At 62.7% G+C, this 20180-nt stretch carries 14 protein-coding genes; 7 read left to right on the top strand and 7 right to left on the bottom strand.

What is annotated here, in order from left to right:
- Positions 1–45: 45 nt before the first annotated feature.
- The 5 genes from ACTHNE_RS09090 to ACTHNE_RS09070 all read left to right on the top strand — a co-directional run bounded on the left by ACTHNE_RS09090 (position 46) and on the right by ACTHNE_RS09070 (position 6387).
- On the top strand, positions 46–1917 hold the full coding sequence (locus ACTHNE_RS09090) for a beta-galactosidase (RefSeq protein ID WP_440269094.1): 1872 nt from the start codon (positions 46–48) through the stop codon (positions 1915–1917).
- On the top strand, positions 1914–3326 hold the full coding sequence (locus ACTHNE_RS09085; protein WP_440269093.1) for an APC family permease: 1413 nt from the start codon (positions 1914–1916) through the stop codon (positions 3324–3326). The genes ACTHNE_RS09090 and ACTHNE_RS09085 overlap by 4 nt, the downstream gene beginning before the upstream one ends.
- The gene (locus tag ACTHNE_RS09080; protein ID WP_324945474.1) at positions 3323–4252 is read left to right on the top strand and encodes a carbohydrate kinase family protein; all 930 of its coding nucleotides are present in this window, start codon (positions 3323–3325) and stop codon (positions 4250–4252) included. Before ACTHNE_RS09085 ends, ACTHNE_RS09080 begins: the two co-directional genes overlap by 4 nt.
- Positions 4230–5651, top strand: coding sequence for a family 4 glycosyl hydrolase (locus ACTHNE_RS09075; protein WP_324945476.1), 1422 nt, complete (start codon positions 4230–4232; stop codon positions 5649–5651). Before ACTHNE_RS09080 ends, ACTHNE_RS09075 begins: the two co-directional genes overlap by 23 nt.
- A gap of 193 nt (positions 5652–5844) precedes the next feature.
- Positions 5845–6387 (top strand): GNAT family N-acetyltransferase, encoded by a 543-nt coding sequence (locus tag ACTHNE_RS09070; RefSeq protein ID WP_440269092.1) that lies wholly within the window; start codon positions 5845–5847, stop codon positions 6385–6387.
- Between the two features lie 454 nt (positions 6388–6841).
- On the opposite strand, the gene ACTHNE_RS09065 is transcribed toward ACTHNE_RS09070, so the two are convergent.
- From ACTHNE_RS09065 to ACTHNE_RS09050, 4 genes are all read right to left on the bottom strand, one after another.
- The gene (locus ACTHNE_RS09065) at positions 6842–7615 is read right to left on the bottom strand and encodes a DUF4349 domain-containing protein (RefSeq protein ID WP_440269091.1); all 774 of its coding nucleotides are present in this window, start codon (positions 7613–7615) and stop codon (positions 6842–6844) included.
- Between the two features lie 669 nt (positions 7616–8284).
- The gene (locus ACTHNE_RS09060) at positions 8285–8887 is read right to left on the bottom strand and encodes a peroxiredoxin (RefSeq protein WP_440269090.1); all 603 of its coding nucleotides are present in this window, start codon (positions 8885–8887) and stop codon (positions 8285–8287) included.
- A gap of 143 nt (positions 8888–9030) precedes the next feature.
- Positions 9031–10743 (bottom strand): ATP-binding cassette domain-containing protein, encoded by a 1713-nt coding sequence (locus tag ACTHNE_RS09055; RefSeq protein WP_440269089.1) that lies wholly within the window; start codon positions 10741–10743, stop codon positions 9031–9033.
- Positions 10740–11768: a serine kinase gene (locus tag ACTHNE_RS09050; protein WP_324945492.1), complete on the bottom strand. Its 1029-nt coding sequence runs from the start codon at positions 11766–11768 to the stop codon at positions 10740–10742. The genes ACTHNE_RS09055 and ACTHNE_RS09050 overlap by 4 nt, the downstream gene beginning before the upstream one ends.
- 342 nt (positions 11769–12110) lie before the next feature.
- Here ACTHNE_RS09050 and ACTHNE_RS09045 point away from each other — a divergent pair, with 342 nt between their 5' ends.
- Both ACTHNE_RS09045 and ACTHNE_RS09040 read left to right on the top strand, forming a co-directional pair.
- Positions 12111–13607 (top strand): B12-binding domain-containing radical SAM protein, encoded by a 1497-nt coding sequence (locus ACTHNE_RS09045; RefSeq protein ID WP_440269088.1) that lies wholly within the window; start codon positions 12111–12113, stop codon positions 13605–13607.
- The gene (locus ACTHNE_RS09040) at positions 13582–14781 is read left to right on the top strand and encodes a nucleotidyltransferase family protein (protein ID WP_324945497.1); all 1200 of its coding nucleotides are present in this window, start codon (positions 13582–13584) and stop codon (positions 14779–14781) included. The genes ACTHNE_RS09045 and ACTHNE_RS09040 overlap by 26 nt, the downstream gene beginning before the upstream one ends.
- A gap of 69 nt (positions 14782–14850) precedes the next feature.
- On the opposite strand, the gene ACTHNE_RS09035 is transcribed toward ACTHNE_RS09040, so the two are convergent.
- The 3 genes from ACTHNE_RS09035 to ACTHNE_RS09025 all read right to left on the bottom strand — a co-directional run.
- Positions 14851–15462, bottom strand: coding sequence for an HAD family hydrolase (locus tag ACTHNE_RS09035; RefSeq protein WP_440269087.1), 612 nt, complete (start codon positions 15460–15462; stop codon positions 14851–14853).
- Positions 15463–15684: 222 nt separating this feature from the next.
- Positions 15685–19002 (bottom strand): autotransporter outer membrane beta-barrel domain-containing protein, encoded by a 3318-nt coding sequence (locus ACTHNE_RS09030; RefSeq protein ID WP_440269086.1) that lies wholly within the window; start codon positions 19000–19002, stop codon positions 15685–15687.
- Positions 19003–19341: 339 nt separating this feature from the next.
- A partial coding sequence (locus tag ACTHNE_RS09025; protein ID WP_440269085.1) for a glycosyltransferase family 4 protein occupies positions 19342–20180 on the bottom strand: 839 nt, incomplete at its 5' end.

Raw genomic sequence — 20180 nt, 5'->3', positions numbered from 1 at the left:
GCCCTCCCCTACTACACGTAGGGGAGAGGGTTGCATCGTGCACGCATGAAACGCCGTCACTTCATCCAGTTCACCCTGCTCTCCGCACTGGCGTGGGATCGTCACATCCTCGCCACGCCAAGCACAGGCGTTCCGACACCGACTCCAGACGGCAAGCCACACCGCTTCACCTTGCAACACCACGATTTTATGTTGGACGGTAAACCCTTCCAGATCCGCAGCGGCGAAATGCACCCCTCCCGCATTCCCGCCTCGCACTGGCAACACCGTATCCGCATGGCCAAGGCGATGGGGCTGAACACCATCGCCATCTACATCATGTGGAACCATCTGGAACGCGAACCCGGCGTTTTCGACTTCAGCGCAAACCGCGACTTCACCGCCTTCATCACCCTTTGCCAGCAGGAAGGCATGTGGGTATATCTGCGGCCCGGCCCGTACATATGCGGCGAATGGGATATGGGCGGTTTGCCGCCGTACCTTCTGCGCCATCCGAACATCAAGCTGCGCGATCGGCACGATGCCGACTACATGGCGGCGGTGCAACGCTATATCGCCGCCATCGCGCCGAAGATCGCGCCGCTGATGATCGATGCGGGCGGCCCGATCCTGATGTTGCAGGTGGAGAACGAGTATTCATCGTTCGCCGCCGACGTCGGCTATCTGCAAGCCATTCGTGATCTTTGGAAAGCGCACGGCATCGACGGACCGTTTTCGATCAGCGATGTCTTGCCCGACCTGAAACGCCGCCACGCCTATCTGCCGGGCGCCGCGCTCGGCCTGGATGGCGCCGAACCGCCACAATTGCGCGAAGGTGCGCACTTCGCACCGCAGGTACCGACCTGGGTCGGTGAAGCGTATCCGGGCTGGCTAACGCATTGGGGTGAGCACGAACTGGCGCATAAAGATTGCGCGCAAGCACTGCGCAGGATCATCGCCGCCGGTTATTCGTTCAACCTGTATGTCGTGCACGGCGGCACCAACTTCGGCCTGAGCGCCGGCGCCAATGCAGATGACGATGGCTCGAACTTCCAGCCGGTCATCACCAGCTACGACTATGGCGCGCCGATCGACGAGCGCGGCGATCCCACGCCGGCGTACCACGTGTTGCGCGAGATCATCGGCGACGCAACGGGAAATGCGTTGCCTTCGATACCACCGCCCTGCCCCAAAGGTTTGTTCGCCGAAGCGCTACCCACACCGTTTGCATCGCTCTGGGACAACCTGCCCGCTACGCCGGTACAAACCCACGCACCGGCCAGCAACGAGCAACTGCTGCAGCAAAACCAGGGGCTGGTGGTTTATCGCAAGCGCGTAAACCGCGGCCGTCATCTGCGCATCGATGGCGTACGCGATTATGCGATCGTGCATGTCGACCAGGCCGAGCGCGGCTCCATCTCGCGCGTGCGCGATGCGCGGCTGCACAGCTCGCCCGATCTGCATCTGACGCACACCGGCAGCGATCAACCGATGATGCTGGACATCCTCATCGACAGCTTCGGCCACATCAATTTCGGCCCGCAGATCGGCGACCGCAAAGGCTTGGTCGGCAGCGTGCATCTGGATGGCAAGCCACTGCACGATTGGCAGGTCTATGGCCTGCCTCTGGATGACGCCTTTATCGCGAACCTGAAACCGGCGCTTGGCCAGCCCGAACGCCCGGGACTGTTCTTCCAGGCGAACTTGCATCTGGAAAAGCTCGGCGATGTCTACGTGGACATGCGCGCGTGGACCAAGGGCTACGTCTGGATCAACGGCCATCTGCTGGGCCGCTATTGGCATATCGGCCCGCAGCAATGCCTGTATTGTCCGGCAGAGTGGCTGACGGTTGGCGATAACCGCATGCTGATCCTGGACCTGCGCCAGACGCATGCCGCGCCGGTGCGTTGCGCGGACAACCTGGTGGGTAGCGCATGATGAACGTGTTCGGGCAGTACCCCAAAACGGCCGACGAGCAGCACGCAAGCTTGGCGATGCCAATGGCCGAGCCCGGCGCCGCACCGCCGCGCGTGATGGGCTTCTGGGGCGGTCTTTCGGCCAACTTGCTCAACATGATCGGCGTCGGCCCGTTCATCACTATTCCGCTGGCGCTTTCGGCCTTGGCCGGCCCGATGGTGCTGGTTGGCTGGCTCGCCGGAGCCTTGCTGTGCCTGTGCGATGGCATGGTGTGGGCGGAGCTGGGTTCGAGCATTCCCGAATCCGGCGGTCCGTACCATTACTTGCGCACGGCCTATGGCAGCGAGCGGCTTGGACGTCTATTCGGTTTTCTGTATCTGTGGCAGACGGTGCTTACCGCACCGCTGTCGATCGGTTCGGCGGCCGTAGGTTTTTCGCAATACCTGGCGTTCCTTGTTCCCAGCCTCGGCCACGCGGGCCAGGTGCTTGCCGCCGTCGCGCTGTGCCTGGTGAATACGGCGCTGCTGTATCGCCGGGTCGATTCGGTGCAGCGGCTTTCCTTGCTGGTGAGCGTGGCGGTGATCGGCGCCAGCGTGTGGATCGTGTTGAGCGGCCTGCTGCATTTCGACATGCATCTGGCCGTGCGCTTCATGCATATGGGCAGTGATTCCCAGCATGGTTTCTGGCTGGGGCTTGGCGCAGTCAGCCTGATCGCCGTGTACGACTACGGCGGCTACAACAATGTGTGCATGCTGGGCGGCGAGATCAAACGGCCACAGCGCACCATTCCGCTGGCCGTGCTGGTGTCGATTCCGGTGGTGGCGCTGCTCTACATGGGACTGAACGTTGCAGTGCTCGGCGTGTTGCCGTGGCAGCAGGCGGCGCAATCCAAGGCTGTGGTGGCCGATTTCATGCAGGCGATCTACGGACGCACCGGCAGCATCACAGCGGTGCTGTTGATCCTGCTGGCAAGCTGGGGCTCGGCGCTGGTGGTACTGCTGGGTTACTCACGCGTGCCATATGCCGCCGCCGCGTCCGGACAGTTCTTTCGCGTGTTTGCGCGCCTGCATCCGCGCGGGCGCTTTCCGACTGTATCGCTGCTGTTTACCGGCGCGGCATCAGCGCTGGCTTGTGCGCTACCGCTGGACGAATTGATCGCCGCGTTGATGGTAATCCAGATCATGTTCCAGTACCTGGCGCAGTGTCTGGCAATCGTCTTGCTGCGCCGTCGCAGCCGTAGCGATCCCAACATTTTCCGCATGCCGCTGTATCCGTTGCCGGTGCTGATCAGCGTGGTCGGCTGGCTCTACATCGTATGCACCAGCCCGTGGCGACACATTTTGGCGGGCACTGCGGCCATGGTGGTTGGCACGCTCATTTACGCAATCGATGCATGGAGACGCAAAGTTTGGCCTTTTCAGAAATCATGAAGCGTTGGGACGTCGTGGTGGTCGGCGAGATTTACGCCGATCACGTTTTCAGCGGATTCCAGCACTGGCCCGCCCCGGGCGAAGAAGTGCACGCCGAGCATTACCTGCGTGAACTGGGCGGTGGCGCGGTCAACACCGCATGCGCATTGGCGCGCCTGCAACGCCGCGTGCGCCTGATCGGGCTGATCGGCGCCGCCGATCGCGCCTGGTTCGAAACGCGCCTGCGCAGTTTCGGCCTGACCGCCGAAGGCCTGCGCGCCGATCCCTTGGGCACCGGCGTAACCGTGAGCGTGTCCACCGCACAAGACCGCACGTTCTACACCTATCGCGGCGCCAACCAGCGCCTGGGCGAGCTGCTGGACGAAGCGGCGATTCGCACCGAGATGATCGCCGGCCGCCATGTGCATTTCGCCATGCCGCTTGCCGCGGACATCGCCAAACGCCTGTTCCCCATCTTGCGCAAGGCAGGCTGCACCACCTCGCTGGACGTGGGCTTCAGTCCGGACTGGCTGCGCGATCCGGCCAACCAATGGACCTGCCGCGCGGTGGATTATTTCTTTCCCAACCAGACCGAAACCCAGGTGCTGACCGGCGACGACAGCGCCGAAGCGTTTCGCGACTGGGTGTCGTCGATGAACATCCTGCATGGCGTGATCAAGCTGGGTGCAGCGGGTGCGGCGGCCGTCGTCAATGGCGAACTGATCAACGTGCCGCCGCCGCGCGTCGAAGCCGTGGACACCACCGGCGCCGGCGACGCGTTCGACGCCGGCTTCATCGACGGCGTATTGAACGGTGAAACGGCCGAAGAATGCCTGCGGCGCGCCTGCATTTGCGGCGCGCTGTGCAGCACGCGCGTCGGCGCGCTGGAAGGCCTACCCAATTCCATTTCGTTGAGGAGTATCTATGAGCAAACCTATGGACCGTAAGATCGCCCTGATCGGTGGCGGCGGCGTGCGCGCACCGTTGGTGATCTTCGGCGTCGACGAAGCCACGGAAGCCTTGGGCGCCGGGGAAATGGTGCTCTACGATCCCGATCAGGAACGCCTCGCGGTGATGGTGGAACTGGGCAAGGCGATCGTGGCCAAATCCGGCGGCTCGCTGCGCCTGCGCGCGGCGGCCAGCGCCGAGGACGCCATCGACGGCGCGCATTTCGTGTTGAACAGCATCCGCGTCGGCGGCATCGCCGGACGCGCGGCGGACGAGCGCGCCGCCATCGAGCATGGCTACCCGGGCCAGGAAACCACCGGCCCGGCCGGCGTCGCCATGGCGCTGCGCACCGTACCCGCTGCACTCGAGCAGGCGCGCCTGGTGGAACGCTTGAGCCCCGATGCGTGGCTGGTGAACTTCACCAATCCTGCCGGCCTGATCACCCAGGCCGTCACCACGCACACGCGGGTGAAGATGGTCGGCATCTGCGATACGCCCACCGAACTTTTCCACAACATCGCCAAGGCGCTGGGCGAACCGCTGCACGACGTGCAATGCGATTACGTTGGCCTCAATCACCTGGGCTGGGTACGCGGCGTGCGCGTGCGCGGCCAGGATGTGATGGACAAGTTGCTCGGCAGCGACGAACTGCTGCGCCAGCTCTATCTTGCGCCGCTGTTCGACTTCAACATGATCCGCTCGCTGCGGCTCATTCCCACCGAATACCTGTTCTTCTACTACGAACGCCGGCGCGCGCTGCACAACCAGCGGCAGCAAGGCGGCAGCCGCGGCGCCGAAATCCACCAGCTCAACCAGGCATTGATCGACACGTTGAAAAGCCGGCTGACCGCTGGCGACGGCGATGGCGCGGTGACCGCCTATGCGGCGTACCTCAACCAGCGCTCCGGCTCCTACATGAAGCTGGAAGCCGAAGGTGGCTCGGCGTTCGATCCGGACGTGAGCCTGCAGGTCGATCCCTTCCGCGTCGCGACCGGCTATCACCGTATTGCGATCGATGTGATGAGCGCGCTGACCGGCGCCAAGCCCGCCACCATCGTGGTCAACACGCGCAACCGCGGCGCCCTGCCCGATCTGCCGGACGATGACATCATCGAAACCGCGGCGCGCATCGGCCAGGATTCGATCATGCCCGAACCCATCGCACCGCTGCCCGACGAAGTACGCGGGCTGGTGCATGCCGTAAAGGCTTATGAACGCGCAGCCATCGATGCGGCCCTGACCAATGCAAGGCTGACCGCGCGCAAGGCGCTGCTGATCCATCCGGCCATCGGCGAGTGGGGCCCAAGCGAGGCGCTGTTGCACAACATGTTCGGCAGCGTCGACGCGGATGGGGAATGCTTGTGCCAGGGGCATATGCATGGTCATTTGCATGGATGAAGGCGGGTTAGACTCCGCCAACCCCAATGGCACTGACTTGAACACCGTCGCCCCGGCGAAAGCCGGGGTCCAGTGACTTTGAGGATCCAACAAATCGCCGGGTCCGGGACGGCGGTTTGAAAATTTTCGCAGTATTCGCACGAAAGGCGGCTTAAGTTAATGCCCTCGCCGCCAACCCTGCTCATCACCTTTCATGCCCGACACCACCCTGCAGATCGACACCGAACGCCTCGTACTACGCCCCCATACCCTTCGCGATTTCGAAGACAGCCTCGCCATGTGGTCCGACGCGAGCGTCACGCGCTTCATCGGCGGCAGGCCTTTCAACCACGAGGAAACCTGGGCGCGGCTGCTGCGTTACGCTGGCCATTGGGCCATGCTCGGCTTCGGCTATTGGGTGATCCGCGAGCGCGCCACCGAACGCTTTATCGGTGAAGTCGGTTTCGCCGATTACCAGCGCGACATGGAGCCCCCGCTCGGCAACATTCCCGAAGCCGGCTGGGCGCTCTCGCCCGATGCGCATGGCCAAGGGTACGCGACCGAAGCGCTGCGCGCCGTCACGCTATGGGCAGACCGCCGCTGGCCCGGCGCGCCTACGGTATGCATGATCGATCCGGACAATGCCGCGTCGGTGCGAGTGGCTGAAAAGTGTGGCTATACGCAGACCAGAACCGCGACGTATCGCGGCAACCCGACGCTGCTGTTCGAGCGCGCTGCGCAACCGATAGCTTCGTAACTTTGCGCCATCAGGACAGCGTCCACACATTTCTACGCCGGGATTGGCATCACAGCCTACAAGACGGCATGGCTCAACGCCGTCTACGCTTCTTGCGAAATCGCCTTATCGGCATCTCCAGCAACTGCCTGGTCAGATCGCCACGAAATCGCCCTGGTTTGCGTGAAATCCGGCGCACGACAAAAAATGCTACAAGCGCGAGTAAGGCAAGCAGGATGAAAGCCAGCCCCGCGGGGTCTCCAGGCTGCGCTTGCATCCAATGGATCTGTGGACCGAACGATACGAAGACAAACATATTTTATGCACGCTCGCGGTCGATGCGTTATTGGACGCTGTCCCGTAGGTTGGGTAGAGGCGCAGCCGAAACCCAACGTTGCCATGCACATCTTATGTTGGGGTTCGGCTTCGCCTCAGACCAACCTACAGGTGGTATTTCGCGCGGAGTAATTCCTGCCTAGATGCTGTTGCGCGACTTTCGGGTCACTCGTCGCCAGAACCATCGCCAACCCAAGGCCAACGGGAACGCCAACAGCAGGAATGGAATGCCATAGGCAAGCATGGACAGCGCATCATCGATGCCCTCGCGCAACTCATCGGTCCAAGCGTTGAGAGAAAGACCTAAGCGGTGGCCGTGCGCTTCATCGCTGAAGTCCAATTGCAGAAGGTTTGTGTCAAGACGCCTTTGCTGCTGGGCTGCAACGTTTTGCAAATTTTCACGTTCCACCTGGATCTGCGCGCGTTCGTGGCTTAGTGCGATCAGATCGTTGGTTGCGAGATCCTTACGTTGGGAAAGCTGTTCTATTTGGGTGGAGTAGGCCTCCAACTGCTTCAGTTTCTGCGCGTTGTCGTTGACCGCATCGGCCAGGTCTTCCGCCCGTGTTTCCCGCCAAGCCAGCCTGCCATTCTGGCTTGCAAGGCCGCTGAGCGCCTCCACACCCGAAGGCACGATGCGTACTGTCAGCGTTCCATCGTGCTCGCTCTGTTCGATGCGCAAGATATTGCAGGCACCAAAGCGCGCCGATTCGCAGGCTTCACGCACAGAGGCCATGCGTGGTGCTATGTCTTTCTCCTGAAGCTCGATGCGCAGGTGGTGCTCATAGGCCAGCTTGGCGCCTGCTTTTGCTGATTCGCCGTGAATGGACGATGGTCCGGCTTCCTGTTTTTTTGAACAGCCGGAAACCGTCAATACCAGTGCCGCCAGCAACATCAAATAGTTCGCAATGCGCATGCTTCTCCCACTACTTGTGACATGAAAGGAACCAGGTGACGCTGCAGCCTGGCTCAGCTATCGCTCTGCATACTCACCACTGCAACGCACCCGCTTTCCCGTGGAATCGGACTGCACATGCGTAGAAGCATTCACCAATACGACGATGCCATCGACACATCGCTCATCGGGTGTGAGGCGACGATACTGCGTTCGAAGTTCCGTTATGTCGGTAGCGATGCGGGAAGCGGGCAATTGCGATGGCGGCTGTCGTTGCCCGGATTCTGTTGCGCTTCGGTGTTGCGAGGTAGAGTCCCGCTGTGCCTGGCCCATGTCATGGCCTCGCGCGTATTGGCCATAGCCGATGTATCCGCCAATGATGATTGCCATGGTCGCCACGCCGGCTACCGCGAACTTGCTGGAAGCATCCATAACCCCTCCCTGTCCTTTCCCCGGGAAGAGCATAACTTGAAACTTGGGTTGGCCGGCAAGGGGTTTTTGAAGGCCAGGTAGCAATTTACGAAGAATTCCTAGTGAATCCCTCTATCGGATGAGCGTTCGGGCCAAGCGCGATGCTTACCACTGGCGCAGGAGTAGTTATTGCGCGCTGATGCACCAACCCCTCTCCTGTTGGGAGAGGGGCTCGGTCGCGCGGTTCGTCTTATATTTGTCCAACAAAAGAGCGAGCCGTTACGGCGCCTTGCCGCCCTGCAACTTCTGCACAATCGCCAGCGATTTCTTCACATGGTCCTCAGGATGCAGATGATCCGCCTGCGACGAAAGCGTGGCGATGATCTTGCCGTCGCGGCCGATGACGAAGGTGGTGCGTTCGATAAAGCCATGATTGATCGCGGCGCCGCGGACGTCGGTGAGGCCGGGCTGGGCCGCTTCGGTCTTCAGTTCGTAAGAAGCGGCGATGCTGCCGCTCGCGTCGGAGGCGACCGGGAACTTGCCGGCGCAGTATTTCGGATCGGATGAGAACGTATTGAGGCGGTCGAGGCTGTCGGCAGAGACGCCGATGATGGTGGCGCCGGCGGCGTCGAACTTGGCTTTTTCGGTGGCGAAGGTATGCGCTTCGATATCGCAGCCGCCGGTGTAGGCCGATGGGTAGAAATACACCACTACCGGGCCTTTCTTGAGCGCATCCTTGAGCGAGAAGGTGAAACTCTTGCCTGCCAGGCTGGCCTGGGCGGTGAAGTCCGGCGCGGCGGCACCCGGCGCAAGCGCAGCAAGCGCAGAGGTGGCGAAGAAGATGGCGCCGGAGAGGATCGATGCGGAGAGATGCTTTTTCATGCCTGCTTTCCTCGTGACGGGGTTTTGAATGAAGTGCGGTGTGAGGTGAACGCCATGCAACGCGCCATCGTACTCCTGTCCCATACCCACCGTCTGTTCGCACCATTGGCATTGCCCGCGTCGGGCTGATACAGCGAGCACAGTCAGATCGCCTTCGCGTGATGATGGCGTGGCAACGTGGATCCTTTCGAAACGACCGCGGCGAAATCCGCGCCGATATCGACACACTGATCCGCAATCGCCGCCACGCTGCCGCGATGCGATATCACGATCAAGATGGTCTCGGGCAAGCGCCGCTTGAGTGCCGACAACACGGCCATTTCCGAGGCTGCGTCGAGCGCGCTGGTCGCCTCGTCCAGCAAGGCGATAAACGGTTGGCGAAGAATCACCTGGGCCAGCAACAGGCGCTGCAGTTCACCGCCGGAAAAGCGGCTGGATGCGTTGTTCAACGCTGTGTCCAGCCCATCGGGCGAACCGGCCAGGCGCTTGTCGAGGCCGACGTCGGCCAATGCGCCGTGCAGCATGGCGTCGGATGCGTCCGGCGCCGCCCACAGCAGGCATTCGCGCACGGTATCCTGCCATGGGCGCACGCTCTGGCTGACGTATGCGCCATGGCGCACCAGCTCGCGATAGGCGGCAAAATCCAGCGCGTGCCCACCCATGTGCGCAGCGAACGACACCGGCGACATCATACCGGCCAGCACGTCGACCAGGCTGCTTTTGCCGATGCCGGAATCGCCCCAGATCAGGGTCAGCGCGCCAGACACCAGGGACACGTCGCGGATATCGAGCGCCGATAACGGCGGTGCGAGCTGCACGCGCTCGATATGCAGCGCGCCAGGCGCATGGGCGGCGCTGGCTTTCGCACGGGCCAGATGCACGGCATCCAGTTTCATGTAGCGCTGCCAGAGCTCGAATGCCGGCACCGCCGAATGCAGTTGCTGGAAACTCTGGCGGGTCGATATCAGGTACGGCAGCAATCGTCCAAGCAGCAGGCACACGGCGATAAGCGACGCCTGGTCGACGCCCGGCAGGCGATACGCCAAGATGAAAATCGCCGCGATACCCACCGCTGCGAGCAATTCCAAGGTGAGCCGGCCCGAGGCGATCAGATCCAACTGGCGCCGATAGCCATGGCCCAGCCGTGCGGCGATGTCGCCATAGCTTTTCTTTTCCGCATCCTCGCGGCCGAACGAGCGCACGTGGCGCAAGCGGCGCGGAAAATCCTCGCTATGCCAGAACAGTCGCGTAAGGTCGGACACGTATTGCCGGCTCACCGCCGATTGCGCGCGAGAGCTGATGCGCGAAGCGGCCACGGCAAGCATCGCAAGCACCGGCGCGGCCAGGGCCAGCGGCGGCGATACCCAGAACGCGAGCGCGAGGCTGATCGCCGCCGTCATGCCCGCCACCAGCAGTTGCAGCAAGGCGGTGAACCCCTGCGTGATGATCTCGACGTTGTAGGTGAGTACGTTGGCGATTTCGGCGGAACTGGCATCGGCCAGGGAAGCCAGCGAGGCATCGATCAGGCGCGCATGCACGGTGCGCCGCAAGTCCATGCCATAGTCGCCAACCAGGCGCGCCGCCAGGCGCGCGGCCTGCCAGCGTAGCAAGGCGAAGACCAGGGTGACCACGGCGAATATCGCCGCATGTATTTCCATGTTGCCGCGCACGTCGAACGCTCTGCCACCCAGCACCAGCACATGCCCCGGTTGCACCAGCGGCACCAGCAGTACCGCGGCCGCGCTGCCGGCCAATGCGCTGGCCAGGGATAGCGCCACGTAGGCGACCATGGCGGCGAGGCTGGTCGCCTTGAGCATTTGCCGGAAGGCATGCGCTTGATGCGAACTCGCCTTCATGGCTGTTCCAGCAAGCGCAGCAAGGCATCTACCGACCGTTGTGGATGAGGCCCGCGCCGCAGCTCGTACACGCCCCTCTGCACCAGTTTCTGCTGGAAAGACAACCAGCCCGGCTGTCCGGATGCATACGGTTGATCGGCATGCAGGCGCGCGGCGATTTCGTCCTTAGGTATGGGATGCAACAGCCCATCGGCATCCGTTGCCGGCCCGCTGGAAACGAGCACCGCGCCCGCCAGCTTCAACGGCGACGGCGCCAGCCTGCCATGCCCGTGGCGCAAGTCGGCTTCGAATTTCTCGACGCCACTGCGGCGGCGGATCACCGGTGCGTTGCCGATCCAGCGGCGCGCGGCTTCGTCCTCGATAAAACGCAAGGCATCGGCCTTCATATGCAGATAGTTGGCGACGCCGGTGGCCAGCAAGGTGTCCGGATCTACCAGCACAGCGTCTTCGGAAAGAAATTCCAGGCCGTTGAGCAGGCTGTGCAAGGCGACGGTGGATTTGCCTGCCCCGCTGGCGCCAAGCAGCAAAAGGCCGCGCCCGTGCCGTCCCACACAGGCGCCATGCAGCGGCACCAGGCCCAGGCCGCGCGTCGCCAGGATGAACACGGCGAATTCGATCAGCTCGTAGCGCAGGTGATAGGGAAAACCAAGCATGTCTTCCGAGGCCACGACCAATGCGCGCTGCTGTGCCTGCGACACCATCACATAGTTCGAGGCGTCCATCACGCCGCACAGGAAACCTGCGCCCGATTGCATCTGCACCGGTGGCGGCTCGCGAAAAGCGGGCGCATGGGTACGTGGAACCAGGCGCAGTTCGATGCGGAAATCCGCCGTGGCCATCGGCAAGCGATGCGGCGGCAAACCGCCATAGGCCGCCTCCACCAGGTCCAACAAGGCCTCGCTCGCGCTTTCGAACCGAAAGCTGCCGCCCAGCAGTTGCTTGTGTATGGATAAATGCCTGGGGAAGCGCTCGCCAAAAGGGTCGGCACTGACGTCGCGAACGACGTGGGGAAAAGTCGCGGCCATGCGGATCGAACGGAGCCTTGCAGCCGATGGGTCTGGCGTAGGTGCGTTCCAACGGGCAAAAGGTTGCCATATGCGAAATGCCCGGACCGCTCCTCATCGTTCATTCCGGCGAAAGCCGGAATCCAGTTAAAGCATGCGTCCGAAGGACACAACATCGATTTTGAGTGCTTCGCACGGCGTATTAAAACTGGATTCCGACTTTCGCCGGAATGACGATGAGGCAAGACCTGTAACCTTCACGTAAAGACGAAACAGCACGCACGCAACCGAAACCGCCTCCCCAAGCACTTACGGTCACGCAGCCATGCGGGCTGCACTTCCCATGGCTACGAGGCGCTACGGATGCTAAGGATTCAGGTCGGCCACTCCTATTTCCTGCGGTACGACCGGAAACAATGGGAGCGCGGCAAGCCCTATCCCCCGCTGGCGACGATCCAGGTGGCCGCGCTGTTGCGGCAGATGGGCCATCAGGTCAGCGTGTTCGACGCCATGCTCGCCGACGGCGTGGAGGATTACGCGCAAACATTGCACGATGCAATGCCCGATGTCGTCGTGTTCTACGAAGACAACTTCAACTACCTCACCAAAATGTGCCTTAGCCGCATGCGCGAAGCGGCCTGCCATATGATCGGCGAGGCGCGCGCGTGTGGCGCGCGCATCATCGTGGCGGGCTCCGATGCTTCGGACCAGCCGGAAGCCTTTCTTGCCGCCGGCGCGCATGCGGTGCTGATCGGCGAAGGCATCGCCGCGCTCACCCAATTGCTTCAACGCCTGGAGCGCGATCCGCACATCGACAACGCCGATTGGGTGTCGGGCATCACCGGCGTGGCCACCTTGGTCAGCGAACAGACCCATGTCACGCGCATCGGCGTGGTGCCGCCCGATCCGCGGTTGACGCTACGCCCTGCGTGGGACCTGCTCGATATCGATCGCTATCGGCGCATGTGGCGCGAACGGCACGGTTATTTCAGCCTCAACATGGCCGCGTCGCGCGGCTGCCCGTTCCGCTGTACCTGGTGCGCCAAGCCGATCTGGGGCAACCACTACAAGCAGCGCAGCGCCGAGGACATGGCGGCGGAAATGACATATCTGAAACGTAGCTTCCAGCCCGACCACATCTGGATGGCCGATGACATCTTCGGCTTCCACGTGGACTGGGTCACCGAATTCGCCGAGCATCTTCGCGTTGCCGATGGCTCTGTGCCATTCACCATTCAAACCCGTGCCGACCTGATCAGCGAACGCATGGCCGATGCGTTGAAACTTGCCGGCTGCGCCGAAGCGTGGATCGGTGCGGAAAGCGGCAGCCAGCGCGTGCTCGATGCCATGCACAAAGGCACCACCGTGCCGGAACTGATCGCCGCGCGCGAACGGCTCGGCCGCCGCGGCGTGCGTGTCGGTTTCTTCATCCAGCTCGGCTATCTCGGTGAGCAATTGGACGACCTGCTGGCCACACGCGAACTGGTGACGCGGGCCGCACCGGATGATATCGGCGTGAGCGTGTCCTATCCCCTGCCCGGTACCAAATTCTACGAACAGGTCAAGGCGCAGCTCGGCAAGAAGACGCACTGGGACGACAGCGACGACCTGTCCATGATGTTCCGCGGCGCCTACGACTCGGAGTTCTATCGCCGCGTGCGCGACCTCTTGCATGCGCAAGTCACCTTGCAGCAATCGCGGCCCGCGCAAACGCCGGAGCATTACCACGAAGCGCTCGCGGCGCTGGATGCGCAATGGAACGCGCTGATCGCCAACGAATACGCACACCGCACCGAACACGCCACCTCGCCCATCGCGACGATTGTCATCCGCCATGTTGCCACCGCTCAAACTCGTTAAAGCCGGCCTGCGCCGCACTACTGAAACACTGGCCCACGAACTGGCCCGTCCCGGTGACGCGGCGCCGGCGTGGAACGAACTGGAATGGCAGCTCGCCTCCGCTGCCGCCGCCGCGCACGGCGTCTCACCCCTGCTTTGCCACCATTCGGCGTGGCAGAACCCGGCGTGGCGGCGCTTCCTGGAAAGCCAGCGCGCGCATGTGGAATGCCGCCACCAGCGCATTGCCCAATTGCTCCGGCGCATCGACGCCGAAGCGCGCTCCGCCGGTGTGGCGATGGTGGCTTTGAAAGGCTCGGCGCTGCATGCCATCGGCTTGTACGCGCCCGGCGAGCGGCCGATGGCCGATGTCGATCTGCTGGTGCGTGAAGAAGACCTGGACCTGGCCAGCAAACTGCTGCAGGCGCTGGGTTATGTGGAATCGTTCGCGCAGTGGAAACACCTCACGTTCAAGCCGGCGGCCGGTGCGCCAGTGATGGGCCTGGGCGAACATCGCGATACGCCGATCAATATCGAGCTGCACACGCGCATCCAGGAACGCCTGCCGGTTTCCACCGTCGACATCACCGATCGGATCTATCCGCGCCAACCGTCACCGGGCTTGAATCCGTATCCGTCGAACGGCGCGTTGATGAGCCACTTGCTGCTGCACGCCGCCGGCAACCTGTGCGGGCGCAGCTTGCGCTTGATTCATCTCAACGATATCTCGCTGCTGGCCACGCGGATGCTCGCGAGTGATTGGAAAGCCTTGTGGAGCGACGGCCAATCGCCATGGTGGGCGCTGCCGCCGCTACGCATGGTGGCGCGCTATTTCCCTAATGCCGTGCCGCGTGGCGTGCTGGAACGCATCGAACCGCATTGCGCACCCCTGCTGCGCGCATTGTCGCGGCGGCATACGCTTACGCAGGTATCTTGCTCGGCGCTGTGGCTCAGCGCATTGCCCGGCATCGAGTGGTCGCGGTCGATGCAGGAGGCCGGACGCTGCGTGAAGCAGCGCATCAAGCCCACGCAGGAAGCGAAGCAGGAACGTGCGGACATGGTGCGCACGCAAGTGTGGCTGCAAGGGCAAAGCTGGGTGACCTTGAAGCACGGCCGCCGCCTGCTGACCTGGCTGACGCGGCCGGTGCCGCGGATGGATACCTTGTATGTGGTGCGGGAGGCGCTGCAGCATTTTTGATGCGTAGGTTGGGGTGTAAACCCCAACATCCCAATGTATGCATGGCCATGTTGGGGTTTGCACCCCAACCTACAGAAGCCCCAGCCCCATCAAGCGTTCACGCAACCCTGCCGGATCGCGAAACCAATGGCCATGCATCCCAAGCGCCTCGGCCGCTTCGACGTTGCGCGCCGAATCGTCGATGTACAACGCGGTCGCAGGATCCACCGCATAGCGCTCCAGCAAGCATCGATAAATACGCGGATCGGGCTTCACCAATCGTTCCTCGCCAGACACCACGATGCCTTCGAACCATCCCAGGAACGGAAACAGCTGCCGCGCGATGGGAAAGGTTTCCTGCGACCAGTTGGTCAACGCCAATACACGCACGCCGCGCTCCTTGAGTTCGGCCAGCAACGCGACGCTGCCTTCGATCGGTCCGACCAGGGTTTCCTTCCAGCGCAAGTGGTAGGCGTCGATCAGCTCGGCGTGTTCGGGAAAGCGCTCGCGCAGCATGGCAGTGCCTTCGTGCCATGGGCGCCCTGCATCCTGCTGCTCGTTCCATTCGTGGTTGCAGACTTCACGCAGGAACCACTCCATGCGCTCCTCGTCATCGATCAATTGCCGATAAAGGCGGCGCGGATCCCAGCCGATCAGGACGTTGCCGAGATCGAAGATGACGGTATTGACAGGTTTGCTCATGCTTGGTCTTAAAGAGATGCAATGACCCATAGATGGGTGCAAACCCAAACAGTGCCACGCTCCACATCACAATGCGCGATGCAGTCCCCTCCCCTGCGTGCAGGGGAGGGTTAGGGTGGGGTTGTACGGGCTTGCCACACGGCTTGAATTTTACCGCGCAGTTGCTTCACCCCACCACGACCCTCCCCTACTGCACGTAGGGGAGGGAGTTCGCGGCGTTGACTAGAAACTTGCCCGCACACCCGCACTCGCGTGCCATCCGCCGGCCACTGCATCGGATTTCGACACCTGCCCTGCTTCGGCAAAAAGGCTCCAGCGCCCGGCCAGCGCAATATGCGCACCAACGGCCAGTTCACCGGCCGTGCCGCGTCGCGAAGGCAGGCTCACCGGCACTGAACCGCCGTCGAGCGATGCGGTGAGATGGGTGCGGCTGCCCACGGTATGAATGGCCGACACGCGCAGATACATGTCGCCGGTGACCGAAGCCGAAGGCGCGAATACCTGGCCCACCAGCACACCGGCTCGCGTGAGGAAGGTTCGGTTGCGGCTCACGTCGAAATGCACCTGATCGCTAGCGACGTAGCTGCTGGAACCGATCGAGCCGTAGGCCGCCTGCACCTGCGGTTCGATATAGCCGCCGCCTTCGTCCCGGTAACGCCACCCGGCGCGCGCGGAGACGCTGGCGGCATACGGCCGATAGTGGCCCGACGTGCTTCCGAACGCATCCGTCGAGGTATAGCTGTCGCGCAACTGACCAACACGCACCGTCGCATCGGCAAACACGCCGCGGCGGGAATTCCAGGTGTCGTAAACGCCGATCGAATCGCCGCGCAAGTCGGCGCTGCCGTTCTGCAGGCTGGCGTGGGAATCGGTGTGCGTGTAGACCAGGCCGAGCGCATTTTGCTCGCCGTCGAATTCGGACATCCGTTCCGCGCCGATCGATACATTGGTGCGGCGTTGGCGATAGCTACGGCCGTCGCTGGTCTGCCCGGTGAAGTCGCCGGTGTCCGTATCCATCCATGCGCCGGAGGCGCCGGAAACCTGGCCTAGGCGCGCCGATTCGCTGCGGCGGGACACGGCCTGGTCATCGATCTGCCAGATATTGGCAAGCGCGAACGCCGCATCGGCCCCCACCAGTACGCCAGTGGATGGAGTCACCGCGGCACTGTTTTGCGCGGCGACGCCGCCGGTGCTCGCAATAGGTGGCGGCGTCGCCACGGTGGTCGTGCTGCTGCCGGTGCTTGCCGTACCTGCGGTGCTGGTGCCGCTCGATGACGGCGTCGACGTACCGGTGGAATTTGAAGAGGTCGATGTCGACGCGCCGCTGGAGCCCGAAGGGGGCGGCGTCGACGTACCGCTCGTGGAGCTGCTGCCGCTACCGAGAATATCGATGCCGGTAAGCAGAATCTGCTTGTGATCGGCGCTCAGGCTTACCACTGGCACGTAGGAGTAACGCACCAGCGCGTTCTGATAGGTGGTGCCCCATTGGCTGGTCAGCCCCGCCGCCCCCAGGAAACTCGCCGTACCGTTTGCGGCAGAACTCGCATCGACGATCACAATGGGGCTGGATGCCGCGATCGTCACACCCTTCTGCATCGCATTGGCGTTGACCCACGACGTATCGTCCAGCACCGGGTCGTAGGCGATGCGGATGTCTTGCGTGCCCTGCGCGGTGAACGCCTTGATACCGCCGCCGAACACCACCTTGTCCGCCTGTCCGTTGCGAACATCGCTGAGCAGGGTAAATACCGCGCCATCGGAAAGACTCATGCTGGCGCCGCTGCTGCTGGTGCTGTCGACCTGTAACGTACGCAAGCTGTGGGAAGGCACGCTGCCCACCGAGAACACGCCCCAGCTGCCGGCCATGTCGATCGCGCTGCCTGAACCGATAACCAGGTTACCCGTACCGAAATCGGTGACCAGCGTGCCGGTGCCGGTCGGCATCCAGCTGGCGCCGTTGGTGAACGACAATTGGGCGCTGCCGGTCTGCGTGTAGCCGAGCACCAGGCCTTTGAGATACGAGCTACTGGTATCAAGATTGAGCGCCGTGGTGCCCTTGTAGACTGTGCCGGTGGTGGCGTCCGTCACGTTGCCGGTCAGCACGTCGCCGTCGATGTTTACCAGCTGGTTGTTGCCCTGGTTGACCTTGACCGTCGCATCGACGCTGTTACCCGCGACATTCCAGATCGCGTAGCGATGTCCGGTTCCGCTGGTGGTTTCGGCAACGTCCAGGCCGCCTGCAAAGGTGAGCACGCCACCGGTGTTCTGCGCGCCGAACACGTCGCAGGTCGAGCACGTTGCGCTGGTGCGCAGCGTAACGACCTTGGCGGCATTGGTGAACGACGTGGTGCCGTTGCTGGTGATGGCGTAATCCGTGGTGGCTGCGGAAACGCTGATATTTGCCGCACCGCCCACTGTAAGGAAATCGGCCACCCCGTACGTATTGCTCACGCCGACCGGATTGCCGAACGGCGTGTAACCGGTGGTGTTGACCACCGACACGGTGAGATCGCCGCCCACGTAAGTGCGCGCCGTGCGATGCCGGTTGTCGATGCCGTAGGCCGAACGCGGGCCCGTGGCGGTAATGGTCGCGTTGCCGTCGATCCGCAGATTGCCCTGGTTGCGGATACCCATCACCGTGGAGCCGTACGACTTGGCCGTGAGGTTCAGGTTGCCGGTAATGGTCAAACGGGTATTCATGCCATCGTTGTAGATGCCATGCACGTTGTCGTTCGGCCAGATGCCGAGCCCCTGCACGGTGGCATTGCCGTTGATCACCACATTGCCGTAACCGCCGCCGGAGTTGTAGAGCGCGCTGGTCATCGAGCCGCGCGCCTGCGCGGTAAAGGAGACATCGCCGTTGAACGTCACGAAGCTGTGACCGATGTACACCGCCTGAGAGTAACCGGGCGTGTACGTGCTGACGGTCGTGGTGCCGTTGAACGTCGCAGTGGAATTGATGACCTTCAGACCGATCGCCGTACTGTTCCACACATCCGCGGTCTGGGCATAGATGGTGCTGTTGCCGTTGACGGTGAGGTTGGCGCCATTGTTCACATTGACCGTGTCCACCTCGCCAAACACGCCGGTCGCGGGTCGCACGCTGGAAAAATTCAGCTGTCCCGTTCCACTCGCACCTGCCTGCAGGATCACTTTGGGATTGCTGTTCTCCAGATCCACGCCATAAACATTGGCGCCGCTACCCGTGGTGGTGATGCTGTCGCCATCGGCAAAGTGATAGACCAGGTTGCCGTTCGCATCCGTCGATGAGCTGTATGAGGTATCGGCCGAAGTGCCGGTCAGCGTGGTGGTGTAGACCGTCGATTTCGCCTTGCCGACGCTCAACGCCGCGAACGTCGCCATGATCGAAATGGGGATCGCCTTGCGCCGCTGCCGCATCCGCAGCCGCCTCATCGCATCGTGATAGTTCGCCTCCACCGACAGCTGCCACGCTTCCGGCAGCTGCGCGAACAGGCACGGTTGCCTGCGGTAATAACGCCACAGCTCGATGCTCGACGCGTCGATCTTCTTGCTCACCATCTTGTCCCCTGGCTGATGCGCATGCGGTTGTCATTTCAGGACGAATTGCCGCACTGATGACATGTAAAACACGTGCAGACTCGTAACAATGCCGCGTAAGTACCACTTTCGATCACGTAACGTTGTGGCGAAATGGCGTGGATGTGAATCCAATCACACGACACGAAATGCAGCGCGGGGAATGCCATGAATGGCATCGACCGCGAACGCCGACGGGATCGCTCATGACGCTATGGTGCTTACGGAAATGGCGCACGGCGATGTCATTTCAGGACATTTCCTAGCACTCGTGACAGACGTGTTGCGCTAAGCGCTTCGGATGTGAAATCAATCGCATATTCACACTTGCCGAATATCCCCGTAGGTTGGGTTCGAGGCCCCAACCAACCGCCGATACAAAGCCTCGAACAACTGCGCCGTGCAATCCGCGTTCTCCTTCAACGCACAACGCTGCGCTTCGCGCGCCAACCGCAACCGCAGCGCTTCATCCACAAGCACACTGCGAATGGCCGCGGCCAATGCCACCCAATCGCCCGGCCGCACCGCGAGTGCCGCGGCCGGCGCCCATTCGACGAGATGCCCCACCGCCGTACCCACCGTCGGCACACCGGTGACCGCCGCTTCGAGCAGCACCAGCGGACCGGCTTCATGCAAGGACGACATCACCAGCAGGTCCGCCGTTTCCATCAAGGGACGCAACTGGCGCTGCGTCTTGAAATCCAGAAAGCGCACATGCTGTTGCAAGCCGAGTTGCCGCACCAGCACGCGCATCTCGCCATGCAAGGTATCGACGCCGACGATGTCCAGTTGGAAATCCAGCCCTTCCCTGGCCAGCGTCGCCAGCGCACGCAGCAGCGTCGGCTGGTCTTTGACGCGGTTGATGCTGGCGACGTGGATCAAGCGCGCCGTGCCACCGCTGCGTGCGCGCGGCGCCAGCGGCGGCCAGACTCGCAAATCCACGCCCAACGGTATGCGTATCGCGCGATGGCCCAGCGCGCGCAGCGAATCGATGATCGGCGTGCTGGCCGCGGTGATGGCGTTCGCACCGCGCAGCACCAGCGCTTCGCGCAGCCGTCCTTTCCATTTGCGCCGGCCGCCGTAGCCGATTTCGTGCAAAGCGACCAGTTCGCCACCGGCGATATGCACCGCGCTGGGCACGCCGAGCAGCCTGGCCGCTG

This window comes from Dyella sp., assembly GCF_051954575.1.
In the GTDB taxonomy this organism is placed as follows: Bacteria; Pseudomonadota; Gammaproteobacteria; order Xanthomonadales; family Rhodanobacteraceae; genus Dyella_B.
The sequence above is the reverse complement of the archived record's forward strand: the minus strand, read 5'-3'. Positions and strand labels throughout refer to the sequence as shown.

Excerpts from the sequence above, each read along its gene's own strand:
- ACTHNE_RS09090 (WP_440269094.1), top strand. The coding sequence starts at position 46 with ATGAAACGCCGTCACTTCATCCAGTTCACCCTGCTCTCCGCACTGGCG.
- ACTHNE_RS09085 (WP_440269093.1), top strand. The coding sequence starts at position 1,914 with ATGATGAACGTGTTCGGGCAGTACCCCAAAACGGCCGACGAGCAGCAC.
- ACTHNE_RS09080 (WP_324945474.1), top strand. The coding sequence starts at position 3,323 with ATGAAGCGTTGGGACGTCGTGGTGGTCGGCGAGATTTACGCCGATCAC.
- ACTHNE_RS09075 (WP_324945476.1), top strand. The coding sequence starts at position 4,230 with ATGAGCAAACCTATGGACCGTAAGATCGCCCTGATCGGTGGCGGCGGC.
- ACTHNE_RS09070 (WP_440269092.1), top strand. The coding sequence starts at position 5,845 with ATGCCCGACACCACCCTGCAGATCGACACCGAACGCCTCGTACTACGC.
- ACTHNE_RS09065 (WP_440269091.1), bottom strand. The coding sequence starts at position 7,615 with ATGCGCATTGCGAACTATTTGATGTTGCTGGCGGCACTGGTATTGACG.
- ACTHNE_RS09060 (WP_440269090.1), bottom strand. The coding sequence starts at position 8,887 with ATGAAAAAGCATCTCTCCGCATCGATCCTCTCCGGCGCCATCTTCTTC.
- ACTHNE_RS09055 (WP_440269089.1), bottom strand. The coding sequence starts at position 10,743 with ATGAAGGCGAGTTCGCATCAAGCGCATGCCTTCCGGCAAATGCTCAAG.
- ACTHNE_RS09050 (WP_324945492.1), bottom strand. The coding sequence starts at position 11,768 with ATGGCCGCGACTTTTCCCCACGTCGTTCGCGACGTCAGTGCCGACCCT.
- ACTHNE_RS09045 (WP_440269088.1), top strand. The coding sequence starts at position 12,111 with ATGCTAAGGATTCAGGTCGGCCACTCCTATTTCCTGCGGTACGACCGG.
- ACTHNE_RS09040 (WP_324945497.1), top strand. The coding sequence starts at position 13,582 with ATGTTGCCACCGCTCAAACTCGTTAAAGCCGGCCTGCGCCGCACTACT.
- ACTHNE_RS09035 (WP_440269087.1), bottom strand. The coding sequence starts at position 15,462 with ATGAGCAAACCTGTCAATACCGTCATCTTCGATCTCGGCAACGTCCTG.
- ACTHNE_RS09030 (WP_440269086.1), bottom strand. The coding sequence starts at position 19,002 with ATGGTGAGCAAGAAGATCGACGCGTCGAGCATCGAGCTGTGGCGTTAT.